This window comes from Paenibacillus sp. J31P190, from assembly GCF_059692075.1.
On the sequence record NZ_JCAUAS010000024.1, the window covers coordinates 40,987 to 60,696 of the forward strand.

The 19,710-nt window shown below is 44.8% G+C and carries 13 protein-coding genes; 10 read left to right on the plus strand and 3 right to left on the minus strand.

Annotation, left to right across the window (positions count from 1 at the left end):
• Position 1: 1 nt before the first annotated feature.
• Positions 2-1,357, minus strand: a complete 1,356-nt coding sequence (locus tag AC58U0_RS30115) for an extracellular solute-binding protein (RefSeq protein WP_497382505.1) — start codon at positions 1,355-1,357, stop codon at positions 2-4.
• A gap of 224 nt (positions 1,358-1,581) precedes the next feature.
• On the opposite strand from AC58U0_RS30115, the gene AC58U0_RS30120 reads away from it, so the two are divergent.
• Together AC58U0_RS30120 and AC58U0_RS30125 are read left to right on the plus strand one after the other, a co-directional pair.
• Positions 1,582-3,381, plus strand: a complete 1,800-nt coding sequence (locus AC58U0_RS30120) for a sensor histidine kinase (RefSeq protein WP_497382506.1) — start codon at positions 1,582-1,584, stop codon at positions 3,379-3,381.
• 2 nt (positions 3,382-3,383) lie between these two features.
• Complete coding sequence (locus AC58U0_RS30125) at positions 3,384-4,985, plus strand: response regulator (RefSeq protein WP_497382507.1); 1,602 nt, start codon at positions 3,384-3,386, stop codon at positions 4,983-4,985.
• Between the two features lie 18 nt (positions 4,986-5,003).
• Here AC58U0_RS30125 and AC58U0_RS30130 read toward each other — a convergent pair whose 3' ends face one another.
• A complete protein-coding gene (locus tag AC58U0_RS30130; protein ID WP_497382508.1) occupies positions 5,004-5,915 on the minus strand; it encodes a helix-turn-helix domain-containing protein in 912 nt (303 codons plus the stop codon).
• Between the two features lie 126 nt (positions 5,916-6,041).
• On the opposite strand from AC58U0_RS30130, the gene AC58U0_RS30135 reads away from it, so the two are divergent.
• Together AC58U0_RS30135 and AC58U0_RS30140 are read left to right on the plus strand one after the other, a co-directional pair.
• A complete protein-coding gene (locus AC58U0_RS30135) occupies positions 6,042-7,394 on the plus strand; it encodes a glycoside hydrolase family 30 protein (protein ID WP_497382509.1) in 1,353 nt (450 codons plus the stop codon).
• A complete protein-coding gene (locus AC58U0_RS30140; RefSeq protein WP_497382510.1) occupies positions 7,391-9,394 on the plus strand; it encodes a beta-galactosidase in 2,004 nt (667 codons plus the stop codon). Before AC58U0_RS30135 ends, AC58U0_RS30140 begins: the two co-directional genes overlap by 4 nt.
• 470 nt (positions 9,395-9,864) lie before the next feature.
• Here the strand turns inward: AC58U0_RS30140 and AC58U0_RS30145 are convergent, their stop codons facing one another.
• Complete coding sequence (locus AC58U0_RS30145) at positions 9,865-10,914, minus strand: LacI family DNA-binding transcriptional regulator (RefSeq protein ID WP_497382511.1); 1,050 nt, start codon at positions 10,912-10,914, stop codon at positions 9,865-9,867.
• 333 nt (positions 10,915-11,247) lie between these two features.
• Between AC58U0_RS30145 and AC58U0_RS30150 the strand changes: the two genes are divergently transcribed.
• The 6 genes from AC58U0_RS30150 (at position 11,248) to AC58U0_RS30175 (ending at position 19,710) form a co-directional block, all read left to right on the plus strand.
• A complete protein-coding gene (locus AC58U0_RS30150; RefSeq protein WP_497382512.1) occupies positions 11,248-12,681 on the plus strand; it encodes an L-fucose/L-arabinose isomerase family protein in 1,434 nt (477 codons plus the stop codon).
• A 95-nt stretch (positions 12,682-12,776) separates the two neighbouring features.
• On the plus strand, positions 12,777-13,622 hold the full coding sequence (locus AC58U0_RS30155) for a transketolase (protein ID WP_497382513.1): 846 nt from the start codon (positions 12,777-12,779) through the stop codon (positions 13,620-13,622).
• Between the two features lie 2 nt (positions 13,623-13,624).
• Complete coding sequence (locus tag AC58U0_RS30160; protein WP_497382514.1) at positions 13,625-14,560, plus strand: transketolase family protein; 936 nt, start codon at positions 13,625-13,627, stop codon at positions 14,558-14,560.
• Positions 14,561-14,571: 11 nt separating this feature from the next.
• Positions 14,572-16,080: a glycerol kinase GlpK gene (glpK, locus tag AC58U0_RS30165; protein WP_497382515.1), complete on the plus strand. Its 1,509-nt coding sequence runs from the start codon at positions 14,572-14,574 to the stop codon at positions 16,078-16,080.
• A gap of 3 nt (positions 16,081-16,083) precedes the next feature.
• Positions 16,084-17,829: a DUF5605 domain-containing protein gene (locus AC58U0_RS30170; protein ID WP_497382516.1), complete on the plus strand. Its 1,746-nt coding sequence runs from the start codon at positions 16,084-16,086 to the stop codon at positions 17,827-17,829.
• Positions 17,830-17,964: 135 nt separating this feature from the next.
• Positions 17,965-19,710 (plus strand): sensor histidine kinase, encoded by a 1,746-nt coding sequence (locus AC58U0_RS30175; protein WP_497382517.1) that lies wholly within the window; start codon positions 17,965-17,967, stop codon positions 19,708-19,710.

Consider the following 19,710-nt stretch of genomic DNA (forward strand, 5'->3'; position numbering starts at 1 on the left):
ATTACTTTTTTTGTTTCGTTGCAGCCGTTTGCAAATCATTTACCAGCTGTTCAGGCGTGGAAGCTCCAGCAAAGAATTTGCCGAATGCGTTTTGAACATCATCTTTGAACGCAGGTGTGCCATAGTCAATAAAGGATACGCCTGCTGTAGATGAAGCGTTGACCAAGATGTCTGTAAGCTGCTTTTGAATTTCGCTCTCTTTGCCGGTCAGTGTGTATTTTTGAGCAGGAACAGCAGCGCCAGTGTCCCAAGCATTTTTCGGCCATTGGTTAGCACTCATTAAATAATCAAAAAACTTTTTAGCTTCTTCCGGATTCTTGGATGCAGTCGTCAGGGCATAGCCGCCGCCGTTCCAAGCGAGCAAGTCGTTTTCTTTACCTTTACCGCCTTCAACAATAGGGTATTTAATAACGCCAAGGTTTTTACGGAACGATTCAGGAAGTTTTTCATTTGTTGCCATACCTGCTTCCCAAGAGCCCATATACCACATAGCTGCTTTCTCTTGCGCGAATAGGTTTTGCGATGCGCCGTAGTCTGAAGTCATAAAGGCATCTTGGAACATTTTTACGTCGAGCATTTGTTTCAAGAGTTTTGCGGTCTGCAGGAAGCTTTCATCCTGAGCAAACGATTTCTTTTGATCCACGGCGTCAAGTATCGCGTTCTGGTCACCGTTAATCCGCTGAGCGGTGTTCTGGAACATCTCACCGAAGCTCCATAGATCTTTACCATTCGTGGACATCGGTGTTACACCTTTTGCCCTGAATGCTTTAGCTGCATCGAGCAGCTCATTGTAGGTTGTAGGAACTTTGACTCCGTTATCAGCAAATAACTTCTTGTTGTAGTAAATGACTTCATAGTCGCTGTTTCTTGGCAGTCCGTACACTTTGCTGTCAAAGGTGAAAGATCTAAATACGCCAGGAAGGAAGTTGTATTTATCTCCTTCATATGCTTTTGGATCTAATTCTTTTACATATTTGGCTTTTACAAGCGTACTTAATTCGGCTCCGCCATGTACCATTGTGATATCAATCGATTCATTTGAAGCCATATATGCTTTCAGTTTGTTTTTGAAAGGTTCTTCAGCTAGAGCTTCGACTTCAATTTTGACATTCGGATTTTCTTTCATATAACTGTCAATGGACATCTGTTCAGCAAGTCCTTGCCCGGATTTGCGATCCGGCAGGTTGGAGAAGAAACGAAGAGTAACAGGTGTGCCCTCTTTGTTAGCGGTTGTCGTTGCAGGGCTTGGCGAGCTTTGGCTCTGGTCGCTCTTTGTTCCGCAAGCAGCTAGTGTACCAACCATGGCGATTGCAGCAGTTAAAACGGTTGCCCGAACGAGTTTATTTTTCTTTGTCATCTTATTTCCCCCTATATGCTAATTTGGATACATCATTGATTTCGTACACTGATCTTAACAAAATGATCTAGATTAGGTCAGTAGAGAAAAAACGGGGAAAGTTTAAATTTGTCGAATATTTCACCGATTGCATTGTTAAATCAATGTTGTGAGGATACAATACATACAATAAAAGGGCTTCTTTAAAAAAAATAAGGATTGTGATCCTTGTGGGAAATTTCTATTTGAATTTAAGTATCAAATATAAAATATTCATTCTGTTTTACCTGCTAATCGTCGTCCTTTCACTAACACTTGGGTATTATTCTTACCAAACATCAAAGAAGCAAATCGTTAGCAAGGTTAGTTCAACGAATCTTGGAGTCATTAAGGAAGTTGATAATAACCTTACGACACTCCAGAAAAACATTGCGGATTGGGTAACGGTGTTTAGCTTAGCGTCCGTCGTACAAGAAGGTCTCATAAGTTATGTAGGCGAAACCAACGAATTGGAAAGTATGTTGTATTCGGGTCCGACAGCTTCGATCATGAATCAGATGCTGGTTACAAGAAATTTCGACTATTTAGCTCTATACGGAAAAGGCCTATTGCCTGTCTTTCAAGAAGCAAGTGATGATAGCAGTGGTCCTAATACGTTGTTAAATATACAAAAAAGCGCTGTATATGAGCGAACGATCGCATTGAACGGCGCTTCTTTTTGGTTCCCGTTGCAAGATGAGAACAACGTTTTCTTGCAGAACAATAGGAATGAGAAAATTGGCATGAGCCGCATGATCCGTAGTGTAAAAGATGGCAGTATGCTTGGTTTCATATTCGTCGGAGTCAACGTGGATACGATTCGTAATAAGTATCTCAAAAATTTATACGATCAGGACCACGGCATACTCATTCTAGATGAAAACGGTTCCTCGTTATTAAAGGCAGGAAAAACGTTTTTTCAAACCGATGACTCGGCTCCGTCACTCACAGAAATAAGAAAAAATACGAATCCTGGATCGATGATTGTTCATGATAATGGGGAAGATTTGTTGATCTCTTATAGTGGAATCAATGAAAACGGCTGGCAAACGTTCTATGCGGTTCCGCTTGTACTGCTTACAAAAGAGTTGAGTTCAATCAAGGTTTTTGTTCTCGTGCTGATTCTGGTCTGTCTGCTGCTGAGCATTCCTTTTATGATGATTCTGACGTTCCTGCTCACGGCCCCGATTCAGAAATTATTACTATCCATGAAACGTTTTCAGAATGGTCACTTTGATGAGCGGGTTGATATCAAGTACAAAGATGAGATCGGTGAATTAAGTCGCGGATACAATCACATGGTTACCAATATTAAGACCTTGGTTGACGATGTCTACTTGCTGCAGCTCAAAGAAAAGGAAGCGGAGTTAAAAGCACTTCAATCGCAGATCAATCCTCACTTTTTGTACAATATGTTGGATACCATTTTTTGGGAGGCTGAAGCGTCCGGTCAAAGCCGAATCAGCGAGATGATCATCAATTTGTCACGATTATTCCGTTTAAGCCTGAACCGTGGAAAAAGCTTTACCAACGTTAAAAAAGAGAAGGAATTGATTGAATTATATTTATCTTTGCAAAAAATGAGATTTAAAGATCTTTTAAGTTATCAGGTCGATATACCAGATGAAATGGAGAGTTATGTGATGCTTAAGCTGATCCTGCAGCCTTTTATCGAAAATGCATTGGTTCATGGCATTGAGAGGAAGCGCGGCGGTGGATATTTATCCGTTTTAGGCAGCTTAACGGGTGAGACACTGCGTTTTACGATCGAAGATGACGGTCCTGGCATGGATGAGGCAATGATTCAAAGTATATTAGAAAGTCAACCTGTGAGTGATGTCTACACGGGTCAAGAAACAGGCGGCTATGCTATTCAGAATGTGAATGCAAGGCTAAAGCACTATTACAAAGATGCCTATCAGTTGAACTATAGTAGCGAACCGGGCAAAGGGACACGTGTGGAGATTGTGATCCCCGCTATACCTGATACTCAGGAGGTACAGTGAGCATGATCAACCTGATGATTGTCGATGATGAGGAAAGAGCGCGTGTCGGTATCCGTACGCTCATTGATTGGGTGAACCATGGCATTACGATTATTTCAGAAGCACGAGATGGGGCAGAAGCCCTCGAAAGGATGAAGGAAAATCACGTCGACATCCTGCTCACCGATATCCGCATGCCTGAGATGGATGGCCTTGCACTCATCGAGAGAGTTACGAGCGAATATCCTCATATGAAATGCGTAATCATGAGCGGACACGACGAATTTGCCTATGCAAAGAAGGCACTTGCAATAGGCGCTAGCGATTATCTTTTGAAACCTAGCAGAAGACAAGAAATTTTGGATACCGTACTCAAGTTGAAAAGTGTAATTAAAGAGGAACGCAAGCAGGAGCGAACCTTAGAGCAGCTTGAAAGCGGATTTCGCGAGAGCTTTCCCCTCTTGAAGGAGAAGACGCTTAGTCGACTCGTTATGACGGATAATCCGCCTTATGATCGGCTTCTGGCCAACTTACTTATCCATGGCTTCGAATTCCCGCATTTGTTCTTTGGTATTGTCGTTTTACAAATTGATAATTTTCATCTGATGCAGCGAAAGTACCGTAACGAGGATATCGAGTTGTTTAAGTTTGGTCTGAAAAATATAGCTGAAGAAACGATGACGGGTGTCTTTCTTTGTGCTGCTTTTGAACACCAAGATGACACAATCCTTATTTTTAATTCGGAGGAATGGACGGGAACGGAGGGATTGATTCCATACGTTGAGAAAGTTCAACACAATATTAAAAAATATCTTAGATTTTCGGTCTCAGTCGGCATCGGCAGCTTTGATAAGGATATCACTCATTTAAGAACCTCTTATCTGGAAGCGGTTAGAGCATTAGATATGAAATATTTTATCGGTACGGAACAAATAGTGGATTACAAAGAAACCGTAGACGACGATCCCGTCTATACGTCATATCCCTTATCACAAGAGAAATCCATTCTTCAAGCCGTTTTGGTTGGGGATTCGGAGACCATTTTGACAACATTAAAAGCATTTAACGAGGCACTAAAACCGGAAAGTACCTCAAAAGAGCATGTTCTGAAATCAACGCTTGCTTTGGTTTTTGCCTTGTATAGATTCTGCATCGAAAAAAACATTAACACAAATGAAGTTTTCGGGCAAAACTTGGCAGAACTAACGCATATCGTAGAGCATTCAAGTATGGATTTCATCATGCAGGCGCTCTCAGATATTTTATTACGAGTTAGTGAGCAGTTAAGTATCAAGAAAAACAACAATAAATTGTTTGAATCTGTCCTCGAATACATCCGGCAAAACTATTACAAAGATATTAACCGTGAAACGGTGGCGCGTGAAGTCTTCATCACACCAGGGTATTTAAGTCTATTGTTTAAACAGGAATTAAAAACAAATTTTTTGGAGTATTTGCATAAAATCCGCATGGATCATGCTTGTGAAAGGCTGAATAATCGAAGTCAAAAAATAAGTGATATTGCACATGAGGTCGGTTACAACGACGAGAAGTACTTTTTTCAGGTTTTTAAAAAGTACATGGGCATGACTCCCAGCCAATACCGGAACAATCTTGACGGTTAATGTCATAGAGAAAGCTGCCTAATGGGCAGCTTTTTTGGATTGTCGGTACTGCAAGGGGCTCATCCCACTCCACCGTTTAAATTGTCTGCTGAAATGTGATAAATGAGAATAACCCAATAAAGAGGCGATTTTTTTGAGAGGTAGATCGGGCTGCGCAATGAGGACCTTCGCTTCATGCAATTTAAGATCGGACAAATATTGCCGGGGAGACATTCCAAAAACTTTGCGGAATACCTCAAGTCCGTAACCAGAGCTGATCCCAAGTGAGGAAACAATGTCCTCGATCCGAAATTTCTTTTCTAGTGTTTCTTCGTCCATCGGAGAATATGGATTGAAGGATGCTTTGATGGCTTCAGCAATTGCTTTGGCATACTGAACGGAAGTGGGAGGGATGCTTTCATTCTGATCCTGATCCAGGGCCGGACAGACAAATTGAGACAGGATTCCAAATAACTCAAATAAAGTAGCTTGCAAGCGAAATCGGTCAGTTGTCGTATATTCGCGAGGTTGCTTGGCCATTTCAACCCAATCATCGAGAACTTTTCGCAGTTTACCATTTTCCTCGGTTTCAGATGGGAAGAGAATCTTAGCGTTTTTGATCATTTCTTGGCGAAATAGGGGGTCGTCTACGTTGAAATGAGCAGTGAAATACGTCATGCCTTCCTTTGAAATACAACGGTTAGCATGTTTGAATCCTGGCGGGATGAGGATGATATCTCCTGCTTGCAGCAAGTAACGATTCTTTTCCATCATCGTTTCCTGGCTGCCCTTTAGGATTAGGTTAATTTCAAAGCCAATATGTGATTCAATGGGCATCTCCCAATTGTTTTCCACATGCTGTAGGTGAGCTCCAAAAAATTTGACATTCCAATCAAACATAGGAAGCCAATTAGCGTTTTCCCAACTTAAATGCTGTTTTTCTATATCCATATCGTTTCACCTTGGTTTTGGGTAAATTTCACGTTGTTTGGACAATCGCGTAGGGATCTATCCTCAATCTATAATAAAGAGAGAAAAGGATCAAGTCGTACGAAAAATAGATGGAGGCTATAGATCATGGAAAACGCTAACATACAGTGGATATCAAGCACGAAAGAATCCTTGTGGCAAGAAATGCCAGTCTCTAATAATGGCAGTGACGCTGCAAACCTTGCATTCACTGATGAAAAATTTCAATTGGTTGAGGGCTTCGGCGGATGTTTCAATGAGTTGGGTTTCGCCGCGCTTGCTCATTTGTCGGAAAAGGAACGCGGGCAGGTTTTACACTCGCTGTTTCACCCGGATGGAGATCATAAGTTCAGTATTTGCCGTCTTCCGATCGGCGCAAGTGATTACGCACTTGAGTGGTATAGTCTAAATGAGACAGACGGAGATTTTGAAATGAAGCATTTCTCCATCGAAAGGGATCTGAAATATTTGATTCCATATATCAAAGAAGCCTTAAGCTATAATCCGGATTTAAAGTTTTTCGCCTCCCCTTGGAGCCCTCCAACTTGGATGAAGTTCCCTAGAGCCTATAACTATGGCACATTACGTTGGGAGAAGGAAATATTAGCAGCATATGCGCTTTATTTCGTCAAATATGTAGAAGCCTACCGCAATGAAGGGATTACGATTCATCAAATTCACGTTCAAAACGAAGTTGTGGCTGATCAAAAATTTCCATCCTGTTTGTGGACAGGGGAACAGCTCCGCGATTTCATTCGAGATTACTTGGGCCCTGCTTTCGAGAAGCATGGGATCGATGCTGAAATTTGGCTGGGAACGATTAACGCACCAGAACCGTGGCAGGAATGGTTGAAGAAATCGTCTTCTGATTTCAATGCCTATGCTTTTACCGTGCTGAGTGATCCTGAGGCTTACAAGTATATTAAAGGTGTTGGCTACCAGTGGGCCGGAAAATACGGAATCCAGCGAACCGTTCAAAGCTATCCGGAACTTCGGTATATGCAGACGGAAAATGAATGTGGAGACGGCACGAATACGTGGGATTATGCCAAATACATCTTTAATTTGTATCAGCACTATTTCACGAACGGCGTGAATGCTTACATCTATTGGAACATGGTGCTTGAGCCGAAGGGACGCAGCACGTGGGGCTGGGAGCAAAACTCGATGATCACGGTAGATCCAGCGACCAAGGCAGCGACTTTCAACCCAGAATATTATGTGATGAAGCACTTCTCCCACTTTGTTTCTCCAGAATCTATACGCATAGGTTTAAAAGGTCCTTGGACCGGAAATGCGCTTGCATTTGAAAAGCCGAACGGAGAAAAAGTGGTCGTGATCGCCAATCCGTTTGCGGAGATGAAGGTTGTTCGTTTATCTGACGGAACAAAAGTTTATACTTTTGAACTTGAAGCAGATTCGTTCAATACTATTGTGTTTAGTGGAGGAAATGAGCGATGAAAGAGCTGCTGTATGGTGTTGCATATTATAGAGAATACATGCCCTATGAACGATTGGACCAAGATATCCAAATGATGAAGGATGCCGGTATTAATTTGGTGCGAATTGCCGAATCGACATGGAGTACGCATGAACCGCAGAACGGGGTATTCGAGTTCTCCCATGTAGATCGCGTGTTGGATGCGATGCATGAAGCCGGCATTAAGGTCATCGTCGGAACTCCCACATATGCAATTCCTACATGGATGGTGAAGGAGCATCCTGACGTTCTGGCTGTAACTCCGAAGGGACCGGGGCGTTACGGGGCTCGTCAAATTATGGACATTACGAATCCGACGTATTTGTTTTATGCCGAAAGAATTATCCGTAAGCTGATCGGACATGTCCAAAATCACCCTGCGATTATCGGTTACCAGGTAGATAACGAGACCAAGCATTATCAAACAGCGGGTTCCAACGTCCAGTTCATGTTCGTGAAATATATGAAAGACAAGTTCGGGACCCTAGAACGTCTCAATCAGGAATTCGGGCTGGACTACTGGAGCAACCGAATTAACAGTTGGGAGGATTTCCCTTCCGTCGTTGGTACGATCAACGGCAGTCTGGGGGCGGAATTCGCCCGATTCCAAAGGAAGCTCGTCACCGATTTTCTGGCGTGGCAAGCATCTATCGTTAATGAGTATAAGCGACCAGGTCAGTTCGTCACGCATAACTTTGATTTCGAGTGGAGAGGTTACTCCTACGGTGTCCAACCGGATGTAGACCATTTCGCTGCGTCAGCGTCTTTGGATATTGCCGGAGTGGATATTTATCATCCTTCTCAGGATGAGCTGACAGGAACCGAAATTTCGTTTGGCGGAGACGTCACCCGCTCTCTTAAAGGAACGAATTATTTCGTTTTGGAAACTCAGGCGCAAGCTTTTCCGAACTGGACTCCTTACCCGGGACAATTAAGGCTTCAGGCATTCAGCCATCTGGCTTCTGGGGCTAACATGGTCTCATATTGGCATTGGCATTCGATCCACAATTCAGCTGAAACCTACTGGAAGGGCTTGCTAAGTCACGATTTGGCGTCGAATCCCGTTTATGAAGAAGCTAAGACCATCGGTAGAGATTTTAACCGATTGTCGCCGCAGCTTGTGAATCTGCAGAAATCGAATCGGGCCGCGATGCTGGTCAGCAATGAGGCTTTAACGGCGATGGAATGGTTCCCTCTGCCCGGGCGTCAAGTCAACTATAACGATATTGTTCGACTTATGTACGACCAGTTATATAAAATGAACATCGGTTGTGATATCGTTCATCCGGACAGTGATACGTTTGAGGATTATGAGCTGATTCTTGTTCCGGCACTATATGCAGCGTCAGATGAGCTGCTGGAACGGTTGAACGCTTTCGTCAGAAATGGCGGGCATGTCGTATACACGTTTAAAAGCGGCTTTACTAACGAAAATGTCAAGGTCCGCACCACACATCAACCAGGTGCTATCGATGAAGCTTGCGGTATCCGCTACAGTATGTTTGTGGAGCCGAAATCTGTTACATTCAAGGGTGACCCTTTTGAAGTTGAACCCGAAGATAACACGGTAAACACATGGATGGAACTGCTAACTCCTACGACAGCAGAGGTAGTGGCTTCTTATAACCATCCTCATTGGGGAGCGTATGCGGCTATTACAAAGAACCGCTACGGGAAAGGCACTGCGACTTATGTTGGCTGTCTGCCGAGCGCTGCCGTGATGAGCAAAGTGCTGGAAAAGGCGGTCAAAGATGCCGGACTATGGGGAATGGATCAAGATATCAAATATCCCCTTATTATGAAATCGGGTGTTAATGACCAAGGGAAGACCGTTCGTTACTATTTCAATTACTCCGACCGTTCCGAGACTTTGAAGTACCCGCACGCGGAGGGGAAAGAATTGTTGAGTGGACAGGCTGTGAAGCAAGGCGAGGTCAGGGAGCTGACTCGCTGGGGAATTGCGATTATTGAAGAAGCGTAACTGCTGAGGTTATACAAAGAAGACTGCCATGAGGCAGTCTTCTTTGTTGCGGTTGGCAGCGTATCGATTGGACTGAGTAAGGCGCTCACATTTGAAAATAGAAGCCCCTAGAAGCTTCTATTTCGATAGAAAGTGGCTAATGGCGGACAATAAGAGTCTCCAGAGACTCTTATTGGATGCCGAACACAGCACATATGGATCAACCCGCAGAAATAAGAGTCCCAAGAAGCTTCTATTTCGAGAAAAAGTAGCTAATATTGGACAATAAGAGTCTCCAGGGACTCTTATTGGATGCCGAACACAGCACATATGGATCATTCCGCGGTAATAAGAGTCCCTAGAAGCTCCTATTTCGAGAAAAAGTGGCTAAAGGTGGACAATAAGAGTCTCTAGGGGCTCTTATTTGATGCCGAGATTCCACGAAAATAAGAAACTCCCACGAATTCAACTAAGACTAGGTACCCTTTGACCTAGTTTATTGATACAAGATTCGCTCGCGAGGAAAGTCTCTCGATGAAATGTGTATCGACCTTGATCTTAGTGCCAGCACTTTGCTCTAACTCAATCGATTCAATGAGCAGATCCACAGCGAGATAAGCCATTCGCTGCTTTTCCACATGGACGGTCGTTAATTCTGGCGAAACAATAACCGCTTCGGAGATATTGTCAAAACCGATAACAGACACGTCATCTGGAATTCGGTATCCGAGCTCCTGAAGCGTCTTCATAGCGCTGATGGCGATATAATCGCATTCGCAAAATAGAGCGGTCGGCAAACGATGTCCTGCCTTCAGGAACGCTAGCAATTGAGCTTTGAGCGCATCTTGGGAGGATAGAATGGTAGGCGCTACAGAAAATCTGTGGGTATTCAAAATCTCCCTGCCATGTTCTTGAATGGCTGAGGTAAAGCCACGTTTTCTCTCCTCGAAATTATGAATTCTCACATTCGATTCAATATAGCCAATATCGGTGTGCCCTATCTCGCAGAGATGAGTGCCGGCCTGATAAGCGCCCATAAAATTGTTAATCTCTACAAAATGAATGGGCAGCGTATCAAAGCAGGTGTCCAAAACTACGAGAGGTGATTGAAGTTTATTGGCAATATCTGCGATTTGCTCCCTATTTAAGTTCGTACCTAGAAGGACGATTCCATTGCTCTTTTTTTCCTCTGCAACCATCCGAATATCCCTCTCCAAAAACTCCATATCGATGGAGGAAAAAAGTAAGGAATAGCCTTTCGTACGGCATCGTTCCTCAATGAATTGGATAAGTTCCCTAAAAAAGGGTTGTTGATAAAACTGCTCTAGTACGATGCCAGAGTTTGATATGACTAAAAAGGTAAGCGATTTAGCTGTATGGTCAATGGATGGGGATTTTGCTCTAGGGAGGTAGCCGCTTTCCTGTGCGATTTGCAGGATGCGTTCCCGTGTTTCTGGACTGATTCCAGGCTTTCCACTGAAAGCAAAGGATACGGCAGATTTGGAAACGCCTGCTAATTTCGCAATATCTTCCATCTTCATTATCGGATTCCTCATTTCATGTTAACTAATTCGTTAAGTAAGTTTAGTTTACAACGATTGATAAACATATACAAGTTGAATCTAATTTGTTTAGTATAGTTTAGTTAATAATAAACTAAATTTTATTTTAAAATAGCTAAAATAAGTCGTTGACACCTGAAATTCAGGGTGTTAGGATGATTTTATAAAGTCGGTTAAGTAAATTGTTTATATCATTAATCGCTAAATTAAAATTAAAGTTTAGTTATTTCATTGAATCCTTTCTTGCTTTGTTTAGTTGTTTATTCATCCATTTATTCACTTATCATTTATTTTTTAAAGGAGAGACATGTCATGAAGAAGTTTAAGTTGGGCTACGCCCCTACCCGTCGTTTTGTATTTAGCGCTGAAGATGCTTTCAAGTATAAGGTTCAAATCCGGGAGAAAATCGAGAGCTTCGGATTGGACATCGACATCGTGGACTTGGAGGGACTGAATTCCGAGGGGTTGCTTTATGACGATCATATCAATGCGGATGCGATTATTGAACGCTTCAAAGAGGAAAAGGTGGATGCTGTTTTTTTTCCGCATTGTAACTTTGGTACCGAGGATACCGTGGCACGGGTTGGTAAAGCGCTTGGAAAGCCTGTGTTGTTATGGGGACCTCGCGATGAATCGCCTCTTGAGGACGGTATGCGTTTGAGGGATACCCAATGCGGGCTTTTCGCCACAGGTAAAGTGCTGCGCCGGTTTAACGTGCCTTTTACGTATGTGACCAACAGTCGGGTGAATGATCCGGTATTTGAACGGGGATTTATCAATTTCATTGCGGCTGCGAATGTGGTTCGTCAAATGCGCAACCTGCGCATTTTGCAGATTGGGCCTCGGCCAGCTTCTTTCTTAACGATGATGTGCAATGAAGGGGAGCTGCTGGAGCGGTTCGGCATCGAGATTCATCCCATTACACTGATCGATATTCAACGGACATCGAAACAGATTGAAAAAGGAAACAGTGCTGAGCTGAATGAAGCCATTGCTTACATCAAAGAAAAGCTTGATTACAGCGAAGTTACTGAGGATGATGTGAAACGCATAGCAGCCCTGAAGGTAGCGATGAAACAATACGCAACCAAAACCGGCAGCACAGCTATCGCCATCCAGTGTTGGTCTTCTCTTCAAGATGCGATGGGAATCATGCCTTGTCTGGCCAATGCGATTCTAACGGATGAGCAGATTCCGGTAACCTGTGAAACCGACATTCATGGAGCGATTACCTCCATCATGGTGCAGGCAGCTTCGATGAATCAAGCTCCGACGTTCTTCGCTGACTTGACGGTCCGTCATCCTGAGAATCCGAATGGAGAGCTGCTCTTTCACTGCGGCAATTTCCCTGTTTCTCTCTCGGTTGAGGATAAGCCGAAGCTGCGCAAGCACTTCTTGTTCGATGACCATGCGCCAGGTACTCACGAAGGGGAAATCAAAGGCGGCGGAATAACGCTGGCTCGTTTTGACGGCGACCATGGGGAATATCAGTTATTTTTAGGGCGTGCCAAAGGTATCCAAGGTCCTTATACACGCGGTTCCTATGTTTGGGTGGAAGTCAATGACTGGCCGCTATGGGAAGAAAAGTTGGTGAAAGGTCCTTACGTTCATCATGCCGTTGGAATTCATGCTAACGTGATTCCCGCACTTTATGAAGCATGCCAATATATACCAGGTCTTTCCCCGGATCCCGTGGATCCGACGGTACAAGAAATTCAGGCATGGCTGCGCGGCTCTGATCTGTAAACCAAGCGTTTGCTTACGAAGCAAGCTTTCTTACGGAAAACTCAGTTAGAGCTTACGAAGCTAGTTTTCCTAAGGAAAACTCTAAGGAGGATAACATGAACCATACAGAACTGAAAGCAAAGGCCATCCAGATCCGAATGGATCTGCTGAAGATGATACACGGAGCCAAGACAGGACATACCGGAGGCTCCCTCAGTAATACGGATATTTTGACGGCCTTATACTATAAAATTATGAAAATCGATCAGCAGAATCCGAAATGGGCGGAGCGGGATCGCTTCATTGCTAGCAAGGGCCACTCCGTGGAATCACTGTGGTGCATCCTTGCCGACCTAGGGTTTTTCCCGAAAGAAGAGCTTGAGACCTTCAGTCAATTCGGTACACGTTTGATCGGCCATCCTAACAATAAGGTGCCTGGGATTGAAATGAATACCGGTGCTCTTGGGCATGGGCTTGCTATTTCGGTAGGCATGGCACTTGCGGCTAAACGAGATGGTAAGAGCTATCGGGTATTCTGTCTCATGGGTGATGGTGAGCAGGCAGAAGGCTCTGTCTGGGAAGCGGCTATGGCTGGTCCCCATTTCAAACTTGACAATCTCGTAGGTATTATTGACCGAAATCGCCTGCAAATCAGCGGCAGCACGGAAGAAGTCATGGGGCTTGAGCCACTTGAAGAGAAGTGGGCGGCATTCGGTTGGAACGTTGTTTCCATTGACGGTAACGATATGGACTCACTGGTTGAGGCTTTCGGGGCGGTACCAACTGTACCTGGAAAACCTACCTTGGTCATGGCCAATACGGTGAAAGGCAAGGGCGTTTCCTTTGCTGAAAATAATCCTGCGTGGCACCATCATGTGCCAAACGATACACAGCTTTCGCAAGCATTAGAAGAGCTTTCCGCGGCGCTTGAGCTATTGAGTCAAGAAGGGCAGGTGCGCTAAACATGAATACGATCCCTAACCGTCAGGTTATTTGCGAGACACTTTTGAAATTGGCGGAAACCGATCCGGATATTATGGTTCTCACGAGCGATTCCCGAGGTTCCGCGGCTATGGCGCCTTTCGCCAATGCGTTTCCTAATCAATTCGTTGAGGTCGGCATCGCTGAGCAAAATATTGTCGGCATCTCAGCCGGTCTTGCTCATAGCGGGAAGAAGCCATTTGTCACTTCGCCGGCATGTTTCCTAAGTATGCGCAGTATTGAGCAGGTCAAAGTGGATGTAGCCTATTCTGGAACTAACGTGAAGCTTGTAGGCATAAGCGGAGGAGTCAGCTATGGCGCCCTCGGTATGTCACACCATTCTGTTCAGGATATAGCTGTAGCCCGAGCTATTCCGGGACTTGCGGTCGTATTGCCTGCCGATCGTCATGAAACGAAGAGAATGACTGAGGCTTTAGTTAAGCACCAAGGCGGCGTTTATGTCCGTATTGGAAGAAATGCTGTAGAGGATGTCTACGAATCCGATGACTATGAATTCGTCATTGGCAAAGCGGTGACGTTGCGTGATGGCAAGGATCTGACGATCATTGCTACTGGGGAAACCGTTCGGGTAGCTCTCGATACGGAGAAAGCTCTCCAAGAGGTTGGCGTATCCTGCCGAGTCATCAATATGCATACGATTAAGCCGTTAGACGAAGAAGCGATCATTCGGGCTGCTAGGGAAACTGGGCATATCATTACGGTAGAAGAGCACAGTATCTTCGGCGGGCTCGGCGCTGCAGTCGCAGAGGTAGTCGTCCAGCATCAACTTGTTCCGATGCGTATTATCGGCATTCCGGATGAACCAGCCATCGCGGGCAAAAGCTCGGAAGTATTCAAGCATTACGGGATCCACACAGATAATCTTAAGCGTGTAGCGCTTGAGATGCTTGGCAAGTAGGTGGGCAGCCCATGATTGAAACCTTTATCCTAGCCATAGATCAAAGTACATCGGGTACGAAGGCTTTGATCATAGATCGTTCCGGAAGTATCATCGCCCGCAGTACGGCCGAACATAAGCAGAGTTACCCGCAATCTGGCTGGGTGGAGCATGATCCTCTTGAGATTTATAACAATGTGAAAAAAACAGCTCATCATGCCATGGAATTGGCCGGCATTAACGCCAATCAGTTAGCCGGTCTGACCATTACTAATCAGCGAGAAACGGCTGTGGTTTGGGATCGAACATCAGGTTTGCCGGTCTATCCCGCTATCGTTTGGCAGTGTCAGCGGACTGCGGATCGATGCGCGGCATATAAAGCTGCCAACATGGAAGAGATCGTGCGAGCCAAGACGGGCTTACTCCTCGATCCCTACTTTTCTGCAACCAAGTGGGGATGGATATTGGAGTATGCAGAAGGCGCTGGGGAGAAGCTTGAACAAGGAAAGCTTCTGGCTGGGACGATAGACAGCTGGCTCCTGTGGAAGCTCACGGGGGGCAGCGTTCATGCCACTGATTTTACGAATGCTAGCCGAACGTCATTATTCAATATTCATACGCTAGAGTGGGACAAAGAATTATGCGAATGGTTCCAGATTCCATCTGCCATATTGCCGGAGGTTAAATCCTCCGATGAGATATTCGGATACACGCAGGATCCAGAGCTATTCTCTGCAAAGATTCCTATCTCTGGCATCATAGGCGACTCTCAAGCCGCTTTGTTTGGCAATCAGTGTTTTGATACCGGTATGGCCAAAGCGACGTACGGTACAGGCACCTCTGTACTCATGAACATTGGCGAGAAACATGATCAGCTCGGAAATGGCTTGGTGACTACCATTGCATGGGGAATGAGCGGAGAGATCACCTATGCGCTTGAAGCAATCATTCGCACCTCTGGCGATACGATCAAATGGGTTCGTGACCAATTGGGCCTCTTTAGCAGTTTTGAGGAGATGGAGGAATTGGTTGCTCAAGCTCCGAATAACGAAGGTGTATATCTAGTACCGGCATTCGTCGGACTAGGCGCTCCTTATTGGGACCCCTATGCCAGGGCAGCTATTACGGGGATAGGCCGGGGAACCGGGAAATCACATATCATCCGCGCTGCACTGGAAAGCATAGCCTATCAAGTGAAGGATGCGGTAGAGTTGATGCAAGCTGAATCCGGCATCCGGCTGAAAGAACTGCGCGCAGATGGAGGCGCTTCCGATAATGCCACGCTTATGCAGTTTCAAGCAGATGTGCTGGAACGCAGCGTCATCAAATCGGAGGTTGCCGAGCTTTCTGCGATGGGTTCTGTTTATTTGGGAGGGCTAGGGGTCGGTTTTTGGTTATCGCTTGATGAGCTTAAAAACCGTGGCCAATCTTATTCCGTCTATGAGTCAATGATGCGGGAAAACATACGTGAACAGCATATCACTGGATGGAATCATGCGGTAGCTTTGGTACTATGCACAAATAAAAAGGCGGAGGCTTAGACAATGACGTTTAATGAAGAGTCGAAGATAGGTCAAATTTGGGCGAGTCCAGCAGGTAGAGCCTTGCTTTTGAAATATGTACCTCATCTCAAGGATTCCCCATTTCTTTCGTTCATTAAGAAAAATACGTTGCCATCGTACAATGCGTTCAATCCAGCTTGGACAATAGCACCGGAGTTGATGGAGACAATACTCGCAGAGTTGTCCCTAATCGAAGTTGAAGCAGAAACGGATGAAGAAATTACTCCAGCCGTCGATTATGAGAACGATGATGTAACTTTGGGGTCAGCGACAACCCATGCGCCCGATCAAATTGAAAAATGGGGCGTTTACGAGCTAACGCTTCAAGGGCCGCAACACGGCAATCCGTTCGTGGATGTAAGCTTGGAGGCTGAATTCAGTTTTGAAGGCCGAGTTGTCCGTACACTAGGTTTTTATGACGGGCAAGGTATTTATCGGATCCGTTTTATGCCGGATGTGGAAGGTACGTGGACGTACAGTACTAAAAGTAACGCGCGCTCCCTTAGTGGACTGACAGGACAATTTATATGCACAGCCAGGGTTGAGGGGAACCATGGACCGGTACGGGTCAAGAATACCTTTCATTTCGCTTACGAGGACGGGACGCCATATATTCCAGTCGGTACCACCAGTTACGTCTGGACCCATCAAGGCGATGAGTTGGAGGAGGAGACGTTAGCTACACTAAAATCCTCCCCTTTCAATAAGATGCGTATGTGTGTCTTCCCGAAATCGTACCAGTTCAACGCGAATGAGCCTGTTTATTACCCTTACGAGGGTTCCGCCCCGGAAGGTTGGGATTATACGCGATTCAATCCTGCCTTCTTTCAACACTTGGAAAATAGAATCGCTGATCTTGGGAAGCTTGGCATCGAAGCAGACTTGATTTTATTCCATGGTTATGACCGTTGGGGCTTCTCCGAAATGTCCAAGTCTGCAGATGACCGTTACCTGCGTTATCTGACAGCCCGGTTATCGGCTTATCGTCATGTCTGGTGGTCGCTCGCCAATGAATATGATTTGATGTGGAAGAAGGAGACGGAGGATTGGGAACGCTTCGCTAAGATCGTAACGGAGAATGATCCGAATCATCATTTAATCTCCATTCACAACTGTTTCGGATTCTACGATTACAACCGGCCTTGGATCACTCACTGCAGCATCCAGCGGGTCGATGTTTATCGAACTGCGGAAAATACCAACGATTGGCGGGAGCAGTGGCAGAAGCCTATCGTCATTGATGAATGCGCGTATGAAGGGAACATTGATCAGGGCTGGGGGAACATTTCCGGACAGGAAATGGTGCGCCGCTTCTGGGAAGGCGCCATTAGAGGCGGCTATGTCGGTCATGGTGAAACCTATTTGCATGACGAGGACATCCTTTGGTGGTCCAAGGGTGGGAAACTGCACGGAACCAGCCCTGAACGTATCGGCTTCCTGCACAAAATAATGGCAGAGGGCCCTGCAGAAGGTCTGAATCCGTTGAAGTCCGAGTGGGATGCTCCGTCAGCGGGCGTTCCAGATGAATATTACTTGTACTATTATGGCTTTAACCAACCCAGTTTCAGGAAGTACAGCATGAAGCCAGGCATCCGTTACAAAGTGGATGTTATCGACACGTGGAATATGACCATCCATGAGCAGGCTGGGACTTATGAAGGGGCCTTCCAGATTGAGCTGCCCGGGACATCGTATATAGCTGTTAGATTAAGGAAGATTAGAGATTGAGTGGAAACCATAATGACATGCAAGCTGACAACAGTTTGACATGTCATTTTTTACAATGAACACCGCAGGGTGATTTTGTTCCTGTCTTCGTTGTACAATAGGGAGACCTTACACCTTATAGAGGAGAGCGTCTTCATGCGAAAAATGAAATTATGGCTGAACTCCTTACGTTTCAAGCTTTTCTCTGGACTATTATTCACGATTGTTCCCCTTATCATCGTTCTGCTTATAATCAACCATTACTCAGCTCAAGTCGTTCGCAACCAAGTGGCCCAGTCCAATAAAAACATGCTGAGCTTATACATGGGGCAGATCGACCGTAATTTGCAAGAGGTGGACAACTTCTTGATCAACTTATCCCAAACGAATTTGGATTTACTTGATTTGGATACGGACAGGATTACTAACGAAAATAATTATATGAAAGCCAAACTTCGTCTGTTTCAAACAATCAATACCAGTGTCAGCTATTACAAGGGAATCGATTCGTTCTTTATATATTCCAGCCTAAACAAAGATCTGCTTATGACTCAAGGTTTTGGAAGCAGCTTTGATGAACGAAACCAGGTGGCAAATGAAATTGTAAAGATGCTGCAGGATACCTCGGTGACTCCAAATGTTTATCGATGGTATACTTGGCAATCGGCAGGAAACCATTATGTCTATCATGTGATAAAAACCGGTGATGTCTATGTTGGGGCATGGGTAGATGCCAATAAGCTGATGATCCCTCTTCAACTCATTAACCTGGGATCTAACGGTGCGGCGCTTTTAACCTCAGATCAACTAGAACCTATGAGTCACGGACAATTAATTGAACAGAAAGGCATTCAATTAGCTCTAACCAATCAGGCATATACACTTTCAGGAACGAATGCGGATTATTTAGTGATGGGGGAGCCGTCGAAGAAAGGAAACTTTTATTTATTTGCCTTAATCCCCGAGGAAATCGCATTGGAGAATTTACCTTATCTTCAACGTATTTCTTCCATCATATCGATGGGAGCCATTGTATTTCTGCTGATTTTTATCTTTTACATGAGAAAAGTGTTCTTGCTGCCGATCAATCGAATCATCCTAGCAATGAGAAAGTTAGGCGATGGCCGTTGGAATTCGCAAATCGAGCATTACCCGACATCAACTGAGTTTAGTATGATGAACGAAACCTATAACCGTATGATTACTGAAATTCAACATTTGAAAATTAATGTCTATGAAGAAAAATTAATGCATCAGCATGCTGAGCTTAAGCATTTGCAGCTTCAGATCAATCCTCACTTCTTTTTGAATTCGTTGAACATCGTCTACAACTTGGCAACAGTAAAGGATTTCAAATTAATTCAGGAGATGACGAAGTGTCTGGTTGCTTACTTCCGGTTTATGTTCCGAAGTACTTCCTATTTGGTAACGCTCAAGGATGAACTGCTTCATACCCAGAACTACTTGCGTATTCAAGAGCTTCGATTTCCGGGGATTTTATCGTATCAGATCGAAGCGCCAGAAGCTGTTCTTTCGCTGCAGATTCCTCCGCTTGTCATACAGACGATGGTAGAGAATGCTATTAAACATGCTGTTAATATGGATGAACAGATCCGGATCGATATCCGGGTGAATACGGAAGAAGATGAAGAAAACCAATGGGTGGTAATTCATATTGAGGATACAGGAGCAGGCTTTCCAGATCCTATTTTGGAATTATTGAAGAGCAATATAGATTTGACTAGTGAGGAAGGGGAGCACATCGGGATCTGGAATGTCAAACGTAGACTACACTTGTTGTATGCCGATACAGCCGCTATAGATTTCTATAATGAAGTCGGTAAAGGCGCGTGCGTGCGAATCCGAATACCCGCAGATGTTCCAACAACAGGAGGTGAGTGA